The sequence below is a fragment of the Streptomyces sp. YIM 98790 genome, assembly GCF_011421595.1.
Classification (GTDB): Bacteria; Actinomycetota; Actinomycetes; order Streptomycetales; family Streptomycetaceae; genus Streptomyces.
The window spans coordinates 1-18,887 of sequence record NZ_WTLH01000121.1; the positions used below are offsets into that span (position 1 = coordinate 1).

An 18,887-nucleotide genomic window follows, 5' to 3' on the forward strand; every position below is an offset into this window, starting at 1 on the left:
CGCTGCGCCTCCGCCGGGCCCGGCATGCCGCCCAGCCCCGCGGCGGCCGCGGCCCCGGCGTCCGTGACCCGCTGTGCCGCCGCCTGCTGGCGGCGTTCCGCCTGCCGCTCGGCCGCCGCCCGGTAGTCCGAGAACCGGGCCCGGACGCGGCGGACACCGGAGCGCAAGCGGTCCAGTCGTGACATGAGTTCCTTCCCCCTGCTCTTCCCCCGGGTCCCGGCGACCTGACGTTACCCTGCCGTCGTTCCGCACGGGAGAACGGTGGCGAAACCACACCGCCCCGCCCACCGGATCGGGTCCGGTGCGCGGGGATGTGCCGGGATCGGAGACGGGAGGGCCGTCCGGCCGGGCGGGCCGGCAGGGGGGCGGAAGACGCAGCGGCCCGCCGGGGGGGCGGCTGCGGCACCGGGGCGCCGGGCCCCGGATGCACGGCCGCGCGCCCCGGGGGGCCGCTCAGCGCCTCACCTCAGTACCAGTTGTTGGCCTGCCAGAACTCCCAGGCGCCGCACGGGCTGCCGTAGCGGTCGTTCATGTAGTTCAGGCCCCACTTGAGCTGGGTCGCCGGATTGGTGCGCCAGTCGTCGCCGGCCGAGGCCATCTTGGAGCCGGGCAGGGCCTGCATCAGGCCGTAGGCCCCGGAGTAGGGATTGGTGGCGGTGTGATCCCAGCCGCTCTCGTGGTCGACGATGTTCGAGAAGCACTGGAACTGGCTCTGGCCCACGATTTCCAGCGCCATGGCCTGGATCTCGGCCTTGGTGTAGGAGGACTGGACGGCGAAGTCGGTCCGCTCCGCCGCCGCGGCGCGGCTGGCGGCCTCGGCGGCCTCCCGCTCCCGGCGCTCCTGCTCGGCCCGTTCCGCGGCCTCCCGGGCTTCCTGCTCCGCCTTCTCGCGCTTGGTCTGCGCGTCTTCGGCGGCCTGCTTGCGGGCCGCCTCCTCGGCGGCCTTGCGGACCGCGGCCTCGGCCGCGGTGGCCTGCGTCTCGGCCTGCTTGGTCAGCGAGGCGGCGTGCAGCTCGGTGTCCTCGGAGGCCGATATCTCCACGAGCAGCGACGGGTCCGCGACGGCGACCTCGATGTCCTCGCCGACGCGCTCATCCCCCGAGGCGACGCCGACGGCCGCACCCACGGTTGTCACCGCGGTCGCGGATGCCACTGCGAATCCTCGGACAGACATCCCGGTCACTCGGTTCCCTTCCGCCTACGTCCGCTTCCCGGGTGGCCGCGCGGACGTGAACATGCCCCTGACACTGGCCTCCACCGGCTCCCCCGCGCCGCGGGAGGGCCTGGCCACCGGAGGCTCTGGCCCGGTGCTCCGCCCCGCGTGACGGACGCGGGACTCGCGTGGTGCTTCGGGCGGCATACGACAGGAAACTCTTCAGTTGTGCGCCGCCGGGACCGGGCGGTCGTGCCGATCGCCGTGACTGCGGTGCGCGTGCCACCCGTTGGACGGGCGGGGGTGTCGTATGCGGGACCTGACAGCAGGAAACCTTGCCCGAACCGTGATACTCGAAGCAATCCACGGAGATGTGGGATAGGTCACATGGCGTTTGGCTTCTTCGGTTCGAGGAAAAACGCGGAACTCGGGGCGCTGTCCTATAGGGTGCCTCCGCACGGCGGCCACAACCCGGCAGAACGGGTCATGGCCGCCGCAACGTATGCAATACCCCCGCGGACTCCCGGAACGGGCCGTCCGGGCAAACACCGGAAACCCGGCAGGAGCCGCGATACGGGCTAGATACGCCCCTCCTCCAGCATTTCCGTCACCAGTGCGGCGATCGGCGAGCGCTCCGAGCGCGTCAGCGTCACATGCGCGAACAGCGGATGCCCCTTGAGCTTCTCCACCACCGCCACCACGCCGTCGTGCCGGCCGACCCGGAGATTGTCCCGCTGCGCCACGTCATGGGTGAGCACCACCCGGGACCCCTGCCCGATCCGGGACAGCACGGTCAGCAGCACATTGCGCTCCAGCGACTGCGCCTCGTCCACGATCACGAAGGCGTCGTGCAGCGACCGGCCCCGGATGTGGGTGAGCGGCAGCACCTCCAGCATGCCCCGGGCCACCACCTCGTCGATCACCTCCCGGCTGGTCACCGCGGACAGGGTGTCGAACACCGCCTGCGCCCACGGGTTCATCTTCTCGGCCTCGGTGCCCGGCAGGTAGCCCAGGTCCTGGCCGCCCACCGCGTACAGCGGCCGGAACACCATCACCTTGCTGTGCTGACGGCGCTCCAGGACCGACTCCAGCCCGGCGCACAGCGCCAGCGCCGACTTGCCGGTGCCCGCCCGGCCGCCCATGGAGACGATCCCGACGTCGGGGTCGAGCAGCAGATCCAGGGCCACCCGCTGCTCTGCGCTGCGGCCGTGGATGCCGAACGCCTCGCGGTCGCCGCGCACCAGCCCGATCCGGCCGTCCGGCAGCACCCGGCCCAGCGCATGGCCGCGCTCCGAGGCGATGACCAGACCGGTGTGCACCGGCAGCCCCTCGGTGACCGGGTCCTGCACCCGTTCGGTCGCGAACAGTTCGTCCACCGCGTCCGCGCCCAGGGCGATCTCGGTCATCCCGGTCCAGCCGGAGTCGGTGACCGCCAGCTCGGCCCGGTACTCCTCGGCGGCCAGCCCCACCGAGGAGGCCTTGATGCGCAGCGGCAGGTCCTTGGAGACCACGGTGACGTCGTAGCCCTCGGCCTGGAGGTTGCGCGCCACCGCCAGGATGCGGGAATCGTTGTCCGCCAGCCTCCCCCGGTCGTTGAGCATGGCCGGCGGCAGCACGGTCGGATCGGAGTGGTTGAGCTCCACCCGCAGGGTGCCGCCGAGGTCGCCGATGGGCAGGGGGGAGTCGAGCCGTCCGTAGCGCACCCGGTAGTCGTCGAGCCGCCGCAGTACCTGCCGCGCGAAGTAGCCCAGCTCCGGATGGTGCCGCTTGGCCTCCAGTTCGGAGATGACGACCACCGGAATGACCACCTCGTGCTCGTCGAAGCGGGTCACGGACGCCGGGTCGGCGAGCAGGACGCTGGTGTCGAGGACATAGGTGCGCCGGTCGGCGCGCTTCTTGCTGGTCACCACGGAGAGAGAACCCCCTTGGACGAGGTCGGGGAGGGCAGGCGCACGGCTGCCTGGCGGGCAGCGGCGGCGCCCGGGGGTCTGACCGGAACGGACCCGCGCCGCGCGGGCCGCGTACCGGCCCTCTGCGTTCTCGTGGTGCGCAAGCGGGCCTCCCGGCGGGCCGGGAGGTACACCGGCCCGCCCGGAATATGCCCTGCACCGGGCTGGCTCATACCTGACGTGCGGTCAACGGTCCGGTGTACGCAAGAGGCGCGAGGGTGACGGGCGGCCCGCTGAGGCGCGCCGGGCGCCGGGCGGGAGGCCGGTCACCGCGGCGGGTGAGGCGTCAGTGCCCTGCGGGACCGGAGCCGGGCCCGCGCCCGGGGCGCGCGGCCGGGCGGTTCACTGGCCGTAGCGCCGGTGCCGGGCGGAGTATTCACGCAGCGCCCGCAGGAAATCCACCTTGCGGAAGGCGGGCCAGTAGACGTCGCAGAAGTAGTACTCGGAGTGCGCGGTCTGCCAGAGCATGAATCCGGACAGCCGCTGCTCGCCGCTGGTGCGGATCACCAGATCCGGGTCGGGCTGGCCGCGGGTGTAGAGGTGCTCGCCGATGTCCTCGGTGGTCAGGGTGCGGGCCACCTGTTCCAGCGTGGCGCCGTCCGCGGCCCGCTTGTCGAGCAGGGAGCGCACCGCGTCCACGATCTCCTGCCGGCCGCCGTAGCCCACGGCCACGTTGACCACTATGCCGTCGCGGTTCCCGGCCAGTTGCTCGGCCTCCTTGAGGACCTTCTGGGTGCGCTCGGGCAGGGCCTCCAGGGCACCCACGTGGTGCACGCGCCAGCGGCCGTCCTCGGCCAGGTCGCGGACCGCGTCCTCGACGATGGTGAGCAGCGGTCCCAGCTCGTCCTGCGGGCGCAGCAGGTTGTCGGTGGAGAGCATCCACAGGGTGACCACCCGGACGCCTGTCTCCTCGCACCAGGAGAGCAGCTCCTCGATCTTGGCCGCCCCGGCCTGGTGGCCCTCCTTGGTGGTGGAGCCGGCCGCCCTGGCCCAGCGGCGGTTGCCGTCCAGGATCACGCCGATGTGGTGCGGCACGCGGTCCGGGTCGAGCCGGCCCTCCACCCGCCACGCGTACAGCCTGACCATGAGCTGGCGCAGCTTGGTCTTCATCGGTGTCGCCCCTCCATCGGTACCCCGCGGTCAGCGTACACCTGGCCGAGTGCCGCCCCGGGCCTCTCCGGACGACTCTGGTGCGGGCCTGTGACAGGGCTGTGACCTGGGCGATCCGCCCGTGCCCGGGGCGCGGGAGGGGCCGCCGGAAGGACCCATGGAGGCGGACGGCGTGCCGGCTGCCGGGGGCGGGCGAAAAGAAGCGGGCCGGTCCGTGGGGGGGGTGACGGACCGGCCCGAGGGGGGGGTTTCCACAGTAACGCATCCCCGGCGGTGGTGCGCGCACCCGGTGGGAAATTATCCGCCGAGTCCTCCGGCGAGGACCCCGGCCAGTGCCCCCAGCGCCAGGAACGGCCCCATGGAGAAGGCCGTACCGCGCCCCGCGCCGCGCGCGACGACCAGGAAAAAGGCGTAGAGGGAGGCGAGCAGGAAGGCGGCCAGGACCCCGCCGAGCAGCACCGGCCAGCCGTACCACGCAAGGGCGACACCGAGGACGGGCGACAGCTTGACGTCACCCAGCCCCATGCCGCGCGGGTTGATCAGGGCGAGCCCGAAGAAGGCGGCGCAGAGCACGGCGCCGCCCAGCAGGGCACGCGGCCAGCTCCCGGCGGCCCCGGGCAGCAGCGCGGCCACGCCGAGGCCCGCGGCGGCCAGGGCGGCCGCCGGGAGGGTGAGCGGATCGGGCAGCCGCAGCACGGCGGCGTCCACGGCGGTGACCGCGACCAGACCGGGTATCAGCAGCAGCCAGACGGCCAGCTCCGGGTGCGGGCCGACGGCCGCGGCCACGGCGGCGCAGCAGGCCCCGGTCAGCGGGGCGAGCAGCCGTGCCCGGGGGCCGTGACGCGGCACGGCCGGGGCCGGACCCGCGTGCTCCGCGGACTCCGCGTGCTCGGCGTGCTCGGCGGGGCCGGTGTGCCCGGCACGCTCGGCGGGCGACGCGGCCANTGCTCGGCGTGCTCGGCGGGGCCGGTGTGCCCGGCACGCTCGGCGGGCGACGCGGCCACGGCGGCCGGGACGGCGGCGCACCGCGGGCAGCGGCTGCGGCCCAGCCAGCCGCGCGGCCCGGCGGGCAGCGGATGCCCGGCCGGGCAGCGGTCCCGCCAGGGCTCGCCGGCCGGCACCGAGAACCGGTACACCGGCCGCACCAGCAGGGAGCCGGCAGCCAGGCCGTATCCGGCGGCGAGCACGATCAGCAGCAGCACAGGCACGCACCGAGCGTATCCGTCGGCACGGACAGCCGGCGGGGTACGGAACGGGGAGCAGACAACGAGGGGAAGAAGAGAAGAGGAGAGGAGAAGAAGAGGAATGAGCGCGGGCCGACCCGTCCGAGTGGGGGGGGGGAAGGGCGGGCCGGCCCGTCGCAGGGGGCGGCCCGGAGCCGGGGGGGATGGCTCCGCGGGGCCCGCCCCGCCAGCCGTCGCCGGGGGTGGGATGGACGACGCTGGCAGTCCGAGACAGTTGAACGATACAGCACATGTGGTGGGAACGTGCATCTTCCGCCGCGCGCCCGGGAAGGGACGCCGCTCCCCGGGCGGACGCTCACCGGCAGGCGGTGGCTAGGCCCCGGGAGCGGTGGCGCCGCCCCCTGCGGCCAGGCGGCGCAGCACCCGGCCGCAGCGGTGGGCATAGGCCCGCTGCGCGGCCCGCCCGAGCGGGCCCGCAGCCCTGGTCCACCAGGCGGCCGGGCGGCTGAAGGCGGTCACCGTCAGCCGTACCGTGCCGTCCGGCGCCCGCTCCACCAGGAACGCCTCCTCACCGGATTCGGGGTGGCCGGGCAGCGTGCCGTAGGCCCAGCCGGTGCGGTCCGGTTCACGCACCGTCCAGACCACCCGGCAGGGCGCGTGCAGACGCAGCCGCCCCACTCCCAGGCCGATCACCACCCGGCTCCCCGGCTCCGCCTCCGGGGTGTCGGCCCGCACCGTGGCACCGAGCGCCCGGTGCATCCGCCAGTCCATCAGGGCCTGGCCGGCCGCCCGGGCCACGGCCGCGCCGCGGCCCAGCGGAACGGACACCCGGATCAGGTGGAAGCCCGCGGGCGGCAGCCCCTCCGGGCCGGAGCGGGTCGCCCCGACCTCGCGGTAGGTGAAACCGGCCGCGCCCGTCCGGCCGGCCTCGCCGCTTCCGTCATCAGGCATCATTCCGAAAACGTATCCGAAGAGGCGCCGGGACGTAGGGCAGGATGTGAGGCTGACGGAGCACCCGGAACCGCACGGGCCGGGTGAGAGGGACGGGGCCGGGGAACGGGGCCGCACGGGGAGGGACCCGCACGATGACCGAGGGGAAGACGGAGGCGCGCACGCGGCGCCCGCTGTGGCCGCATGCGGTGGCTCTGCCGGTGCTGGCGGTGGTGGTGTGGTGGGCGTTCCGCTGGCAGTTGTCGGCGCTCCAGTGGCTCGGACTGCTGCTCATCGTGGTGGTGCTGTGGCACGCCGTCCAGGGGCGCGGGCGCAAGCGCGGGCGGATGGGGCCCGCCGCCCGCTCGGTGGCCGTGGGCGCGGTGGGGACCGCCGTGCTGGCGACGCTGCCGCTGGACCAGCCGTGGCGGGCGCCGTGGTTCCCGGGCAGCGGACTGGCCGGCTCGGTGCCCGATCCGTGCGCGGTGGCGGCGGCACGGGCCGAGGTGCTGGTGCCGGACGCGGCCGGGCCGGACTCCGGCGGCTACCGGGACATCGCCACCGATCAGCGCACCTGCGGGTGGCAGGACGAGCGGCGGCTGCTCTACGTCACCTACCGGCTCTTCCCGTGGCAGGGCACCAACGACACGTCGGTGACCTCGGCGGAGCGGGCCTTCGCGGAGCGGCGCGAGCATGCCGAGGCCGACTCGCTGCCGATCGGCGACGAGGCGTACCGGGAGGCGGCGGACGCAACCCGGACCACGATCCAGGCGCGGCGGGCGAACGTGGTGGTGGACATCAAGTTCTACGCGCTGGACGGCGCGGCGCCGCTGACCGAGGCCGAGGACCGGGATCTGCGGCGGCTGGCCGAGGAGGCCGCCGCGGCCGTCTCCACGGGGTGAGGACGGCCGCGGCCGCGTCACCCCGGCCGGACGGGGCGGGCCGGGCGGGCCGGTCAGCCGGCGGTGGGCCAGGAGATCTCCACCCGGCGGTTCTTCTGCCGGCCCTCCTCGGTGCTGTTGTCGTAGATCGGGTAGTCCTCGCTGTAGCCGCGGACGTTGAAGGTGATGCCGGAGGGATCGTCGATCAGGTCCAGCAGCACCTGGCGGGCGTTCTTGGCCCGGTCGTTGGAGAGCGTGAGACCCGACTCGTACGAGCCCAGATCGTCGGTGAACCCGAACACGTTGACGTATTCGGGGCGCTGTTCGTCGATGGCCGCGGCGACCGTGCGGAGCGCCTCGCGGGCCTCGTCGTTGAGTTCGGCGCTGCCCTTGGCGAAGAGCACGTCGGTCTGGAGCACGAACTTGCGGGTGTCACCGGTGCGCTCCTCGCGGGAGCCGCCGGTGCCGGTGGACCCGCCCCCGCCGCCGGTGGCGCCGTCCGCGTCACCGGACGCCCCGTCCGTACCGCCGCCGTCCGTCGTGCCGCCGTCCGTACCGCCGCCGTCCGTCGTGCCGCCGGTGGTGCCGCCCTCGGTGCTGTCACCGCTGCCGCCGGAGGTGTCCGTGCCTCCGGTGCCGCCCACGTCGTCCCCGCCGATGCTCTCCACCACGAACTTGATGTCCAGGACCTGCGGCGTGGCCAGCGTGGCCCCGTCCCCCAGCCGCAGGCCGGGCGCGTTGGCGTCGACCTCCGGCGTGGCGGGGGCCTCATATCCGGGCGGCTGCTCGTAGTCGTCGTCGGCCGCCCAGGCGTGCCCCGGCACGGCGAGCGCCCCCGCCGTCACCGCCACCACCACCGCGGCCCGTTGCGCCGACATCCTGCGATTGCGCATCTGCTCGCCTCTCACCTGATCTCCAGGGTCACGGCCGGCACATCGGCGATGGCGAAGTCCACCTCACTGGTGGCCGGATCGGGGGCTGGGAACTGCGCAAACCAGGAAACCGTATCGCCCGGTTCGATGGGACCGTTGAAGCCCGTGCACAGGCAGCGTCCGGTGGTGTCCCGCAGAATCAGGTAGCGCTTGCCCTCGCTCTTGGCGGTCACGGTGGCGCCGGCCATGGAGAACCCGTTCCCGGAGAGCTCCTTCTCCGGGCCGGCCCAGCCGGTGCGGAACAGCCGCTCGGTGCCGTTGTTCCGGATGGTGCCCTCCACGGTCAGGAAGCCGCCGTCCTCCCGTTCGGCCCTGGTGAAGGTGATGGTGACTCCGTCGGCTGTGGTCACCTCCCCAATAGTCGTGGGGGCGCCCGGGTCCTCCTCACCGTTGTCCTTCTCGGCGTCCTCGTCGTCCTGCGTCTCCTGGCCGCCGTCCGCATTCTCCTCCGGCTGGCTGTTCGACGTCTGATCGCCGTCAACTCCGTCCCCGCCACCGCCACCGCAGCTTGCCACGGCAACCACCAGGGCAATGCCCAGCGCGGCCACGATCAGAATCAGTCTCGTCTTGCCATCACGGAGATTCATCGGACAACTGCCCCTGTCAAATCCATTGGTCTGCGCGCTGCGTCGGTTGGCAATGCAAGTCAGTCTTCAAGGTAGATCCTGAACAGATCCCGGGCGGCGGGCAGCGCGGCCTCATCCTGGAGATCGAACTCCCAGTCCCGGTCGTCGCAGGCAAGCCGGACGGGGGCCTCCTCCGCGGGCCCGTCGTCCTCGCCGGTGCCCTCGGTCTCGCCGCCCTCAGTTCCCCCGCCGTCCTGCCGGCCGCCGGCGCACAGCCCGCCCAGTACGGCCGTGGCCTCGGCCGTGGCGGTCTGGGTCTCGGTGCCGGGTATCACCGACTCCCCCACGGTTTCCTGGGTCTCCACGACCACCCGGTAGCCCTGCCGGGCCGTCACCGGGTCGCAGTCGACCAGGTTCGCCTTGTTCCTCGCGGCCATGGCGGCGGCCGCCTGGCAGGCGCGGTCCGAGGCGAAGTCCCGGCCGTCCAGGATGTCCTGGAGGTCGTCCAGATCGTCGCCGTCGAGCATGCCGAGGAAGTCGTCGTAGAGGCCGTCACGGGCCTCGCGGACGGCCGCCAGCGCGGCAGCGTCGGCCGCCGACTGGCCGGCGCTGCGGGTGACCGCGGCCTGGGCGAACACGAAGAAGGTCAGGGCGACGAGCAGCAGCCCGCTCACCATCCAGATGTAGAGCGCGAATGCGGCTCCGTCGTCCCCGACGGGCCGGCGGGGCATCAGCCGATGACGTCGCTGACCGCGTTCTGGATGGCGTCGGCGATCTGGGTGTGCAGATCCAGGCCGAGCACCGCGGTCACGATGGCGGCGATCAGCAGAAGCAGGCCCGCGTACTCGACGAAACCCGCGCCGCGGTCGGCCTCCGCGCCGCGCAGACGGCGGGTCATCGTGCGCCCCCAGGCCCTGATCACTCTGGCCATCTCGTTCATCCCCTCCGGCAGGGCCCGGCGGCCCTGATGCTGATGGTGTGTCCGTACCCGTGACGGTGCAGCCCACACCGTACTGCGGGCCCGAGTGTCCGGGTATCGGGGCGACCGCGCAATTCCGTCCGGTTGAGCCGCTTTCGCAGACCGAAGACGGACCTTGGCGTACGCCCTCAGGGGCCGGTCGTGCCATGACGCCCCTCCCGCAGTCACCGTGCTGCCGTCAAGCACCGGGAGCCGGCGGTTCCGCCGGTGCACCGCGCTCCCTCACTTGTCAGGTGTGAAGGTTAGATTGGCGGGGTTGCCTACGGAAAGAGGCTGTCCGCATGCTGTCGGTTGGCATCCGGCGGCCATCCGCGGCTCACCGGGCCGCCGGATGCGTCCGGGGAGACGGTACGGTGACCCGGAGTGCCTGCGCAGGACACCGAAGGGGGCAGGGATGACCGGCAAGTGGGTGGACACCGTCTCCGTGGAGCGGGAGGGCTTCCACATCAAGGTGCCGGACAGCTGGTGGGAGTTCGACATCCGGCCGGAGACCCGGGACGACTCCATCCGCAGGCTGGTCGAGGAGCGGGTGAAGTCCTCTCCGCAGATGGCCGAGCACCGGGAGACCATCCGTACCTTCCTGCGCCGCCAGGCCAAGGAGGCGTGGGACAACGGCGCCGCCTACATCGGCTGCATGGCGGACACCTTCGGCGGCGAGGTGCCGATCACCGCCAGCATGACCGTGTCGCTGATCAACGCCCGCGCCCAGGACGGCTCGGCACCGGCCACCGACCCGGCGGCCATCGCCCGCCGGCTGAGCGAGATCAAGCCGCGCAAGGACGGCGATCCCTGGCGCCGGGTGTCCACCGTCGAGATTCCCGGAGTGGGAACCGTCGCCCGGACGCACGGCGTCGAGGACATCAGGTATCAGGGGGATCCGCGGCTGCTCCGGGTGGTGCTGATGCAGACCTACGTTCCGGTGCCCGGCAGCGCCAACAAGATCGCCCTGATCTCCGGCAGCAGTCAGGTGCTCGACCTCGCCGATTCCTTCTTCGACGTCTTCGACGCGGTGACGTCCACGTTCCGTTTCGTGTGACACGTCGGTCCATCCGTCAGTCCGCACAGGCTTCCGATACCGTCCGGCCGATCCGGGGGAGGTACATCGCATGAGCGATCTCAAGGTCCCGTTCGAAATGCTGGAGAATTTCGGCGGCGAGATGCAGTCGATCAAGAACCGCATGAACGGCACCGGTCAGGATGTCGAGAACTACGAGGACGACATGGGGGACGACCGGGTCAAGAAGGCGCTGGAGGACTTCGTCGACAACTGGCGGGACGGCCGCAAGGAGATCGAGGGCCAGCTGGAGGCCATCAAGGAGATCTCCGACCAGGTCGTCGACACCTTCCGGACCATGGACCACGACCTGGAGTCCTCGCTGGAGGGCGACGGCTCCGAGGGCGGGGGCGGCGACCAGCCGGTCTGACCGTCCCGGCCGCCGGGCTCAGCGGTCGAGCACGCCGAGCAGGTCGGTCCCGGTGCCCAGGATCATCCCGGTGATGATGATGATCATGGTGGCCGGGACCATGAACACCAGCGTGGCGACGGTCGCCTTGGGAATGGCCCGGCTGGCCCTGCGGCGGGCGTTCTGCGCGTCGGTGCGCCGCATGTCGTTGGCGATCTGCACCAGGGTCTCGGCGATCGGCGCGCCCAGTTCCTCGCCCTGCTGGAGCGCGGACACGAACTGGTTGACCGGTTCGGAGTCGTTGCGGCGGCTCAGCTCCTCGAACGCCTGCCGGCGGGACACGCCCATGTCCATCTGCCGCAGGGTGATCTGGATCTCGTCCGCCCAGGGGCCCTCGTAGCGGCCGGCCACCCGGTCCAGGGCCTGCCGGAAGCCCAGGCCGGCCGAGACGACCACGGCGAGCACGTCCAGGAAGTCGGGCAGGATGCGCTCGATCTCGTCCTTCCGGGCCCTGACCGCCTGCCAGATCAGCGCATCGGCGGCGAACAGCCCGAAGGCAAGGCCGAACACGCCGAGCAGCGGCCAGCCCGCCGTGAAGAACAGCAGGGCGGTGAACAGTCCGAACAGGCCGTAGACGGCCCGGCGCGCGGCATAGCGCTCGACCGTCAGACCGCCGGGATTGCCCGCCTGGTCGATGCGCTGCCGTTTGCGCGCCACCGCCTTGGGGCCCATGAGCCGCAGCACCAGCGGCACCAGCCGGATGCCGAGCCGGTCCAGGGCCGAGCCGGTGGCGGTGGTGCGGGTGGCGCCGATCTCCAGCGCCAGGGCCAGGTCGGCGGGCAGCGGGGTTGCTGAGCGCAGCATCCGGATGCCGGCGATGACGCCGAGCAGGGCGACGGCCACGGCCAGGGCCAGCAGCAGGGCGATCATGCGGTGCGGCTCCTTCGTCGGAGTGCGGGGTCCGGTCCCGGGACCGGCCGGGCGGTCAGATGTCGATGCGTCCGAAGCGGCGGACCACGACGAAACCGACGGCGTAGAGGCCGAGGGACACCAGCATGGCGATCTGGCCGGCCGCGGAGCCGGTGACCCGGGACAGCGCGCCCGGTTGCAGGGCGTTGAGCAGCAGCAGGGCGCCGAGCCCGAGCGCCGGGACGGTGACGGCGGTGGCGTTGATCTCGGCCAGCATGGTGCGCACTTCGCGCCGGGTCTCCTTGCGTTCCTCCAGGGTCCGGGTGAGGTTGCGCAGCGACTCGACGATCGCGCCGCCCGCCCGGTTGGCCAGCACGAGGGTGGTGACCAGCACGCTCAGTTCCCGGGAGGGCAGGCGCTCGCCCAGTTCGTCGAGGGCCTCCTCCATGGAGCGGCCGACGGCGAGCTGGTTGGCGACCCGGGCCATCTCGGCACCGGCCGGGTCCTCCAGTTCCTCGGCGGCCATGGACAGCGCGGTGCGCAGCGCCAGCCCGGCGGCCGTGCCGTTGGCGATCAGCCGGGCCAGTTCGGGCAGCTGGGCGATGAACTTGTCGTTGCGCTTGGAGCGCTGCCAGTCGAGGAAGGCGCGCCCGCACCACAGGCCGACCAGGGCGCACACCGGCCCGAAGAAGGGGGCCAGCACCAGCGCGCCGAGCAGCCACAGCACCACGACGACGGCCCCGGTGTACACCACGTACTCGCCGGGGGTGATGTCCAGGCCGGTGGCGGCCAGCCGCAGGCGGAGCCGGCGGCCGAAGGAGGTGCCGCGCAGCCGCTGGTCGACGGCCTGGAAGCGGCGGTTGCGGCCCGCCATGCCCTGCTTGGCCAGTGCGGCGGAGGTGATCGGGTCGGCGGGCGCGGGGGCGGGGCCGGAGAGCCGGCGCAGCAGTTCGCGGTGCTCGGCCCGGCCCGAGGCGTAGACGGCCAGGCCGATGACGGCGACCACCGCGGCCAGCAGGGTCAGCCCGAGGGCGAGCGCGGAGAGCCGGGCGGCACTGTCCGCGGCCGTGCCCGCGGCGCTTTCTGCGGTCATGTCAGCGGGCCTCCCGGGTGGTGAGCCGGCGGTCGTCCGGCAGGACGCCGAAGGACGCCGGTACGGATTCGCCGGCCAGGTGGAGGCGTTCCGCCACCGCGCGCGGCATGGGGAAGTGCCGGAAGGCACCGTGCACCTTGCCGTCCGGACCCATCGGCTGGGCGTCGAAGCGGGACACGGCGGCGATCCGGAAGGGCTCCCGGCCGCGGCTGGCCAGGAACGCCACCTCCTCGACCCGCCGGGTGCCGTCGGGGTGGCGGACGAGCTGGACCAGTACGTCCACCGCGCTGTTGATCTGGTCACGCAGCGCCTCGAAGGGAACCTGGAGTTCGGACATGGAGGCCAGGGTCTGCAGCCGGAGCAGGCCGTCCTCGGCGCTGTTGGCGTGCACGGTGGCCAGGGAGCCGTCGTGGCCGGTGGACATGGCCTGGAGCATGTCGAGGGTCTCGCCGCCGCGGACCTCGCCGACGATGATGCGGTCGGGGCGCATGCGCAGCGAGTTGCGCACCAGGTCGCGGATGGTCACCTCGCCCTTGCCCTCCACGTTGGGCGGGCGGGACTCCAGCCGGATCACATGGTTCTGCTGGAGCTGGAGTTCGGCGGCGTCCTCCACGGTGATGATGCGCTCGCCGGGCGGGATCAGCCCGGAGAGGGCGTTGAGCAGCGTGGTCTTTCCGGACCCGGTGCCGCCGGAGACGATGATGTTGAACTTGGCCCGCACCAGTGCGGACAGCAGCAGCATGATCTGCTGGTCCAGGGTGCCGAAGCCGATCAGCTCGGCCAGGGTGTAGGCGCGGGGGAAGCGGCGGATGGTGAGGGAGGGGCCGGAGAGGGAGAGCGGCGGGATGATGACATTGACCCGTTCTCCGGTGGGCAGCCGCGCGTCGACCATGGGGTTCGACTCGTCCACCCGGCGGTTGACCGTGGAGACGATGCGCTCGATGGTCTGCATGAGCTGTTCCTCGGAGGCGAAGCGGAGCGGAAGCTGCTCCACCCGGCCGGCCCGTTCGACGAAGATGCGGTCGGGGCCGTTGACCATGATCTCGGTGATCGAGGCGTCCTCCAGGAGGGGTTCGAGGACGCCGAGGCCGAGTGCCTCGTCGACCACCCGCCGGATCAGCAGGGCGCGCTGCTGGGCGGAGAGGACCGGGCCCTCCCGGCTGAGGATGTGGCCGAGGACGCGTTCCAGACGGTCGCGGCGCTCGGCGGTGTCCATGCCGGCCATCTCGGCGAGGTCGATCTCCTCCAGGAGTCTGGCGCGGTAGGTGGCGACCAGCCGGCTGTCGCCGTGGCCGGCCTCGGTGGGCTCGTCCTGGGCGGCGAGCCGGGACCTCAGGCCCATCCGGTCTCCTCGGTCGTCGGTCGGTGCGGTCGTCCGGTGGTGCGGTCGTCCGGTGGTGCGGTGCCGGGTCTGTCGCGGGTCAGTCGCAGGGCATGGTCACGGTCTTGGTGGCGTCGCCGAGGCCGTTGAAGAAGGGCAGCACGGACGGGATGGTGACGGTGGCGGTGACGGTGACCTCGCCGTCGTTGCCGCAGCCCTCGTCCATGCCGACGTCACCGGCCAGCCAGTCGCTCATGGCCTGCCGGCCGGCCTGCTGCCACTGGTCCCGGGTCTCGTCCGCGGAGGCGATCCGGGCGGCGGTGCGGGCGCCGGAACCGGCCTGGAGGGCGGCGAAGCCGACCAGTCCGAGCTGGATCGCGGCCAGCGCCACCATGAGCAGGATGGGGAGCCAGCCCGCGAACTCGACCGCGGTGATGCCCCGGTCCCGGTCATGGCCGGCGCCCGGCCGCCGGGCCGGACGGCCCGCGGCCGGGGCCCGGCCCGGCGTGATGCCGTGCATCTCAGCCGCCCTCCTTCTCGTCGGCCGCGCCGGCCCGGCCGTCGATGGTGATCGGCGAGGTGAACACCCCGGGGAACAGCACCGGGACCCGGAGCTTCACGTCGGCGGTGTAGACGGCGCCGGTGTCGTCGCAGGAGACATCGGCGTTCGCCTGCCAGGCGCCCGGCAGGTCCTCCAGCGCCCGGGCCCGGCAGTCACCGGCGCCGCCCCGGGCGGCGGCCCCGGCGCGGGCGCCCTGGTCGGCGGCGTTGCCCGCCAGCGAGAAGGTGTAGCCGATGAGGATGCCCTGCCAGATCAGGGCCATCATCAGCAGCACGTACGGGAACATCCCGACGAACTCGACCAGCACCGCGCCCCGGTCGCGCCGCGTCTCGCCGGCCGCGGGCCGCACGGCCGGAGGCGTGCGCCCGGTGCCGGGGCCGGGCGGGGGCCCGGGACGGGGACGGTGCATGACGGCGGCGGGCATCAGCGTTTCCCCTTCCGTCGTCCGCTCACGGAAGCGGTGTCGGGGGCGCTGATCCCGATCTCGGAGGCAAGCGCCCACATGGCCCGCCGCACGGTGCCCCGGTGGTCCAGGTCCTGGATGCGGCCGGCGTCCATGGCCTCCTGCAGTTCGCGGAAGGCGGCGGGGACCACGGAGCGTGCCACGCGGGTGCCGGTGATCCGGGAGATGAGCTGGGGCTGGATGTGGCTGGTGCGGCCGAGCCGGTTGACCACGGTGAGGGTCTCCTCGGCCTTGCGGATCTGGAGCCGGTCCCACATCCGCACCATGCGGTTGACCGCGCGGACGGAGATCACGTCGGGGGTGGTGACCAGCAGCGCGGTGTCGGCGAGTTCGACGGCCGCGGCGGTGGCACCGGACAGGTGCGAACCGCAGTCCGCGACCACCACGTCGTAGCGGGTGCGGACCGCGCTGAGCAGCTGCCGGAGGGTGGTGTCGCTGACGTCCTCGCCGCGCTCCCCCTCGGCGGGGGCGATCAGCAGGGACACCCCGGTCTCGTGCGGGAACACGGCCTCGGCGAGCACCTGCGGGGTGATGTCGGCGATTCCGGAGAGATCGGCGACCGAGCGGCGGAACTGGACGTCGAAGAAGGAGCCCACGTCGCCGCAGAGCAGGTCGAGGTCGATCAGCATCACCCGGCGCTCACCGGGCCCGGCGGCCCGGGCGGCCAGGGCCAGCTGGCAGGCCAGCAGGGTGGCCCCGACCCCGCCCTTGGCGCCGGAGACGGTCACCAGGCGGGCGCCCGGGCCGGAGGCCATGGCGTCGCCCACACCGAGGTGGCGGCGCATGCCGGCGGCCCACTGCCCGGCGGCGGTGATCCGGGCGGAGAGTTCGTCGTAGGACAGCGGCAGACCCACCAGGCCGCGGGCGCCGGCCTCCATGGCCGCCGAGTACAGCCGGGCGGTGGGGTCGGCGGAGGCCAGCACCACGCCGACCGCGGGGAAGCGCAGCGCCACCTCGCGGATCAGTTCCAGGGCGGGCAGCGGGCCCATCCGTTCGTGGATGACGACCACTTCGGGCAGGTCGGCGACGGTCTCGTGGGCCTGGGCGGCCAGCGTGTCGAGCAGGGCGGTGGAGTCGGGCACCGGCCTCAGGGGCTCGCAGCCGGGAAGCTGGCTGAGCAGTGTGACCATGGCGCGAGCGGCGTCGGGGTCGCTCACCGCTGGCAGTACGCGCGTCGTCATCGGGTTGGCACCTGCTCTCAGTCCTGCTTGCTCATGGTTCTCATGGCCACGTGGGCGGGGCCTTATTCCGAGGAGCCCCCGCCGAACTGCAGCGGATCGGTGTGCGGATTGCCGAGAATGTCGCCGACGATGGTGTAGGTCCACTCGTCGCGCGGGATGTCCCGCTCGTCCCCGGGGGCGACCAGGGCGAGCCGGACCTGCTCGGCGAAGGCCTCGGCGAAGGCCACCCGCTGGGCGTCCAGGTTGTTCAGGGCGAAGGTGATGGGCACCACCTCGATCTGTTCGCGGTCCTCCTCGACCTCGGTGAGGTCGCCGACATTGATGACCCGGGCGTTGTTCACCATCAGGCGGACGATGTCGATGTCCTCCTGCTCGCTGCCGTCCCCGCCGAGCCTGCCCTCCTCGTCCGGCAGGTCGACGCGGTAGGCGGCATACATGTTGATCGTGGCACCGGGATAGATCTTGCCGGCCACTCCGGTGGCGGCGTCGATCATGATGGCGATCTCCATCTCGCCCTCGGCGAGATCGGGGCGTTCGGAGATCATGTCGTCCTGGAGCAGCGAGCCCTCGCGCAGCGGGCCGACCGCGACCTTGCCCTCCACGTCGGCCAGGTCGCGCACGGCGGTGTCCGGGACATAGCGCTCGGGCATGGACACCTCCCGGAACTGATCGGCCCTCAGCTCCTCGTAGGGCTGGATCTCCTCGGCGACCTCGTAGGCGGTGACCTCGGGGCCGACCTTGGAGCGTACGTCCCGGATCACGGCCAGGACCCCGGCGAAGGCGGCGAGCGCCAGCAGTGCGGAGACGAGCAGCAGGACGGCGCCGCGCCGCTGGCGAGCGTTCATAGGGCCGGTCTCTCTCTTCCCTTGGGCTGGTCTGGTGACGGATGGTCTGGTGTCGCTTGTGCTGGACGGTTGGTCTGGTGGCGGGCTGGTGGTGGCGGGGCCGGCGGCCGGCCCGGGGGCGCCCGGCGGGCACCCGGAAACGGGCGGGCCGGGTCAGGTCAGGGCACGGCGTGGCACCAGGGCGGGCAGGGCCGGGGTCCGGCGGTCGGCCGGAGCCACCACCGGGGCGGTGCAGAAGGCGCAGCGGTCGCCGATCAGGGCGAGTCCGCACCAGTGGCAGGTCTCCTGCCGCACCGAGCTGACCATCTGGTAGAGCGGGCCGACATCGGGGATGCCGGCCGCGAACTCGACGAGTTTGTGCGTGCCCCACCAGTGCGGGGAACGTTCCGGCAGCCGCACCGGGTGCACGCCGCTGACCCGCCAGTGGCGGGCCAGCTCCCCCACCACCCAGTCGCTGCCCAGCCCGCCGACGGCATAGGTGAGGGCGGTGGCGAACTGCGGTCCGGCCAGGGCGCCCTCGCCGGTGCGGACGATCTGGGGCTTCGGCCCGGCCAGCACCACGCAGGAGCCCGCGGCGCGGGCGGTGCCGCGGGCGGGCAGGTCGACGGGCAGCCGCTCCACGGTGCGCCCGCTGGCCAGCTGGGCGCCGGCGTAGATGTAGTGGGCCAGCAGCCGGGCCGCGGAGGCCAGCACGCCCGGGGTGAAGTCGCAGACGGAGAGCTGGCGGAGCTGGCGGACCAGCACGGCGGTGCCGAGCGGCGGCAGCGGGCCGGGCAGCAGGGCGATCCGGTCGGTCTCCAGCATGGCGCGCACCGTGTGCAGCCGCTGGATGTACGGCAGCGGGGTGCCGCCGGGGTAGACGACGAGCAGATGGCCATGGCGTTCCAGCAGCCCGCTGGTCTCGGCCAGCGCGGAGGGGAAGTCCTGCTCCGCGGGCGGGCGCAGCACATGGGCGCCGGGCGTGCGCGGGTCGGCGACCGGCAGCACGAGATCGGGGCTGGTCACCGCGATTGCCATGGGCATGCGCCGCTCCCCCCGGGGTCGAGCGTCCCTGTCCGTTCCAGTGCTGCCGCTGAGTCTGCCAGTTGAGCAGCTTATCGACATCCGATGCGGGCAAACCAGGCCGGGCGGAACGGCGGCCGGGGCCGGGGGCCTTGACAGCCCAATTGGTCTGGACCATCTTGCTGGGCAGACGGTGGCCACCGGACTCCCTGCCGCCCGGTGCCGGCGCCGGCGCACCCGCGCACGGCACCGGCACCGGGCAAGTCCCCGCGTGCCCGCACGCACCCCCACACGGGACGGAGATCCCTCATGGCGCTCACCCCCACACCACCACCGCCCCCGTCTGCGGGGTCCGCCGCGGCGAGCGCGGCGCCGGAACCGGCCCCGGAGCGGCGCGTCCGCGGTGGCCGCCGCGGACGCCGCC

General features: G+C 73.0%; 21 protein-coding genes. 3 read left to right on the forward strand and 18 right to left on the reverse strand.

What is annotated here, in order from left to right:
• The 6 genes from GQS09_RS19000 to GQS09_RS19025 all read right to left on the reverse strand — a co-directional run.
• A partial coding sequence (locus GQS09_RS19000; RefSeq protein WP_399552562.1) for a hypothetical protein occupies positions 1 to 185 on the reverse strand: 185 nt, incomplete at its 3' end.
• A 281-nt stretch (positions 186 to 466) separates the two neighbouring features.
• The gene (locus GQS09_RS19005; RefSeq protein WP_165987844.1) at positions 467 to 1,183 is read right to left on the reverse strand and encodes a transglycosylase SLT domain-containing protein; all 717 of its coding nucleotides are present in this window, start codon (positions 1,181 to 1,183) and stop codon (positions 467 to 469) included.
• A 548-nt stretch (positions 1,184 to 1,731) separates the two neighbouring features.
• Positions 1,732 to 3,063 (reverse strand): PhoH family protein, encoded by a 1,332-nt coding sequence (locus tag GQS09_RS19010; protein ID WP_165987846.1) that lies wholly within the window; start codon positions 3,061 to 3,063, stop codon positions 1,732 to 1,734.
• Between the two features lie 381 nt (positions 3,064 to 3,444).
• The gene (locus GQS09_RS19015) at positions 3,445 to 4,212 is read right to left on the reverse strand and encodes an isoprenyl transferase (RefSeq protein ID WP_165987848.1); all 768 of its coding nucleotides are present in this window, start codon (positions 4,210 to 4,212) and stop codon (positions 3,445 to 3,447) included.
• Positions 4,213 to 4,509: 297 nt separating this feature from the next.
• Positions 4,510 to 5,061, reverse strand: a complete 552-nt coding sequence (locus tag GQS09_RS30720) for a prepilin peptidase (RefSeq protein WP_313896218.1) — start codon at positions 5,059 to 5,061, stop codon at positions 4,510 to 4,512.
• A gap of 707 nt (positions 5,062 to 5,768) precedes the next feature.
• Complete coding sequence (locus GQS09_RS19025) at positions 5,769 to 6,350, reverse strand: DUF1990 family protein (RefSeq protein WP_243761558.1); 582 nt, start codon at positions 6,348 to 6,350, stop codon at positions 5,769 to 5,771.
• Between the two features lie 131 nt (positions 6,351 to 6,481).
• Between GQS09_RS19025 and GQS09_RS19030 the strand changes: the two genes are divergently transcribed.
• Positions 6,482 to 7,228, forward strand: coding sequence for a hypothetical protein (locus tag GQS09_RS19030; protein WP_165987850.1), 747 nt, complete (start codon positions 6,482 to 6,484; stop codon positions 7,226 to 7,228).
• A gap of 53 nt (positions 7,229 to 7,281) precedes the next feature.
• On the opposite strand, the gene GQS09_RS19035 is transcribed toward GQS09_RS19030, so the two are convergent.
• From GQS09_RS19035 to GQS09_RS19050, 4 genes are read right to left on the reverse strand one after another with little or no spacing between them, the layout of a single operon-like run.
• Positions 7,282 to 8,085, reverse strand: a complete 804-nt coding sequence (locus GQS09_RS19035; protein WP_207958018.1) for an OmpA family protein — start codon at positions 8,083 to 8,085, stop codon at positions 7,282 to 7,284.
• 26 nt (positions 8,086 to 8,111) lie between these two features.
• Positions 8,112 to 8,726 (reverse strand): hypothetical protein, encoded by a 615-nt coding sequence (locus tag GQS09_RS19040; RefSeq protein ID WP_165987853.1) that lies wholly within the window; start codon positions 8,724 to 8,726, stop codon positions 8,112 to 8,114.
• A gap of 59 nt (positions 8,727 to 8,785) precedes the next feature.
• Positions 8,786 to 9,436, reverse strand: a complete 651-nt coding sequence (locus GQS09_RS19045) for a hypothetical protein (protein WP_165987855.1) — start codon at positions 9,434 to 9,436, stop codon at positions 8,786 to 8,788.
• Complete coding sequence (locus GQS09_RS19050) at positions 9,436 to 9,636, reverse strand: hypothetical protein (protein WP_165987857.1); 201 nt, start codon at positions 9,634 to 9,636, stop codon at positions 9,436 to 9,438. The genes GQS09_RS19045 and GQS09_RS19050 overlap by 1 nt, the downstream gene beginning before the upstream one ends.
• 442 nt (positions 9,637 to 10,078) lie before the next feature.
• Here GQS09_RS19050 and GQS09_RS19055 point away from each other — a divergent pair, with 442 nt between their 5' ends.
• Positions 10,079 to 10,720 (forward strand): hypothetical protein, encoded by a 642-nt coding sequence (locus tag GQS09_RS19055; RefSeq protein WP_165987859.1) that lies wholly within the window; start codon positions 10,079 to 10,081, stop codon positions 10,718 to 10,720.
• A 70-nt stretch (positions 10,721 to 10,790) separates the two neighbouring features.
• Complete coding sequence (locus GQS09_RS19060) at positions 10,791 to 11,108, forward strand: hypothetical protein (protein ID WP_165987861.1); 318 nt, start codon at positions 10,791 to 10,793, stop codon at positions 11,106 to 11,108.
• Between the two features lie 18 nt (positions 11,109 to 11,126).
• Here GQS09_RS19060 and GQS09_RS19065 read toward each other — a convergent pair whose 3' ends face one another.
• The 8 genes from GQS09_RS19065 to GQS09_RS19100 all read right to left on the reverse strand — a co-directional run bounded on the left by GQS09_RS19065 (position 11,127) and on the right by GQS09_RS19100 (position 18,484).
• Entirely contained in the window at positions 11,127 to 12,017 is an 891-nt protein-coding gene (locus GQS09_RS19065; RefSeq protein WP_165987863.1) for a DUF5936 domain-containing protein, read from the reverse strand.
• A 55-nt stretch (positions 12,018 to 12,072) separates the two neighbouring features.
• The gene (locus GQS09_RS19070) at positions 12,073 to 13,089 is read right to left on the reverse strand and encodes a type II secretion system F family protein (RefSeq protein WP_165987865.1); all 1,017 of its coding nucleotides are present in this window, start codon (positions 13,087 to 13,089) and stop codon (positions 12,073 to 12,075) included.
• 1 nt (position 13,090) lies between these two features.
• Entirely contained in the window at positions 13,091 to 14,431 is a 1,341-nt protein-coding gene (locus tag GQS09_RS19075) for a CpaF family protein (RefSeq protein ID WP_165987867.1), read from the reverse strand.
• Positions 14,432 to 14,510: 79 nt separating this feature from the next.
• Positions 14,511 to 14,930 (reverse strand): TadE/TadG family type IV pilus assembly protein, encoded by a 420-nt coding sequence (locus tag GQS09_RS19080; protein ID WP_165987869.1) that lies wholly within the window; start codon positions 14,928 to 14,930, stop codon positions 14,511 to 14,513.
• 1 nt (position 14,931) lies between these two features.
• Positions 14,932 to 15,396: a TadE/TadG family type IV pilus assembly protein gene (locus GQS09_RS19085; protein WP_243761559.1), complete on the reverse strand. Its 465-nt coding sequence runs from the start codon at positions 15,394 to 15,396 to the stop codon at positions 14,932 to 14,934.
• Entirely contained in the window at positions 15,396 to 16,616 is a 1,221-nt protein-coding gene (locus GQS09_RS19090) for an AAA family ATPase (protein WP_165987871.1), read from the reverse strand. The genes GQS09_RS19085 and GQS09_RS19090 overlap by 1 nt, the downstream gene beginning before the upstream one ends.
• Before the next feature lie 62 nt (positions 16,617 to 16,678).
• Positions 16,679 to 17,461 carry a Flp pilus assembly protein CpaB gene (locus GQS09_RS19095; protein ID WP_165987873.1) on the reverse strand — a complete coding sequence of 261 codons (783 nt, stop codon included), beginning with the start codon at positions 17,459 to 17,461 and terminating at the stop codon, positions 16,679 to 16,681.
• 153 nt (positions 17,462 to 17,614) lie between these two features.
• Positions 17,615 to 18,484, reverse strand: coding sequence for a hypothetical protein (locus GQS09_RS19100; protein WP_165987875.1), 870 nt, complete (start codon positions 18,482 to 18,484; stop codon positions 17,615 to 17,617).
• Between the last annotated feature and the right edge of the window lie 403 nt (positions 18,485 to 18,887).

Excerpts from the sequence above, each read along its gene's own strand:
- GQS09_RS19095 (WP_165987873.1), bottom strand. The coding sequence starts at position 17,461 with ATGAACGCTCGCCAGCGGCGCGGCGCCGTCCTGCTGCTCGTCTCCGCA.
- GQS09_RS19040 (WP_165987853.1), bottom strand. The coding sequence starts at position 8,726 with ATGAATCTCCGTGATGGCAAGACGAGACTGATTCTGATCGTGGCCGCG.
- GQS09_RS19060 (WP_165987861.1), top strand. The coding sequence starts at position 10,791 with ATGAGCGATCTCAAGGTCCCGTTCGAAATGCTGGAGAATTTCGGCGGC.
- GQS09_RS19070 (WP_165987865.1), bottom strand. The coding sequence starts at position 13,089 with ATGACCGCAGAAAGCGCCGCGGGCACGGCCGCGGACAGTGCCGCCCGG.
- GQS09_RS19045 (WP_165987855.1), bottom strand. The coding sequence starts at position 9,436 with ATGCCCCGCCGGCCCGTCGGGGACGACGGAGCCGCATTCGCGCTCTAC.
- GQS09_RS19025 (WP_243761558.1), bottom strand. The coding sequence starts at position 6,350 with ATGATGCCTGATGACGGAAGCGGCGAGGCCGGCCGGACGGGCGCGGCC.
- GQS09_RS19085 (WP_243761559.1), bottom strand. The coding sequence starts at position 15,396 with ATGCCCGCCGCCGTCATGCACCGTCCCCGTCCCGGGCCCCCGCCCGGC.
- GQS09_RS19075 (WP_165987867.1), bottom strand. The coding sequence starts at position 14,431 with ATGGGCCTGAGGTCCCGGCTCGCCGCCCAGGACGAGCCCACCGAGGCC.
- GQS09_RS19100 (WP_165987875.1), bottom strand. The coding sequence starts at position 18,484 with ATGCCCATGGCAATCGCGGTGACCAGCCCCGATCTCGTGCTGCCGGTC.
- GQS09_RS19050 (WP_165987857.1), bottom strand. The coding sequence starts at position 9,636 with ATGGCCAGAGTGATCAGGGCCTGGGGGCGCACGATGACCCGCCGTCTG.
- GQS09_RS19015 (WP_165987848.1), bottom strand. The coding sequence starts at position 4,212 with ATGAAGACCAAGCTGCGCCAGCTCATGGTCAGGCTGTACGCGTGGCGG.
- GQS09_RS19080 (WP_165987869.1), bottom strand. The coding sequence starts at position 14,930 with ATGCACGGCATCACGCCGGGCCGGGCCCCGGCCGCGGGCCGTCCGGCC.
- GQS09_RS19090 (WP_165987871.1), bottom strand. The coding sequence starts at position 16,616 with ATGACGACGCGCGTACTGCCAGCGGTGAGCGACCCCGACGCCGCTCGC.
- GQS09_RS19035 (WP_207958018.1), bottom strand. The coding sequence starts at position 8,085 with ATGTCGGCGCAACGGGCCGCGGTGGTGGTGGCGGTGACGGCGGGGGCG.
- GQS09_RS19065 (WP_165987863.1), bottom strand. The coding sequence starts at position 12,017 with ATGATCGCCCTGCTGCTGGCCCTGGCCGTGGCCGTCGCCCTGCTCGGC.
- GQS09_RS19055 (WP_165987859.1), top strand. The coding sequence starts at position 10,079 with ATGACCGGCAAGTGGGTGGACACCGTCTCCGTGGAGCGGGAGGGCTTC.
- GQS09_RS19030 (WP_165987850.1), top strand. The coding sequence starts at position 6,482 with ATGACCGAGGGGAAGACGGAGGCGCGCACGCGGCGCCCGCTGTGGCCG.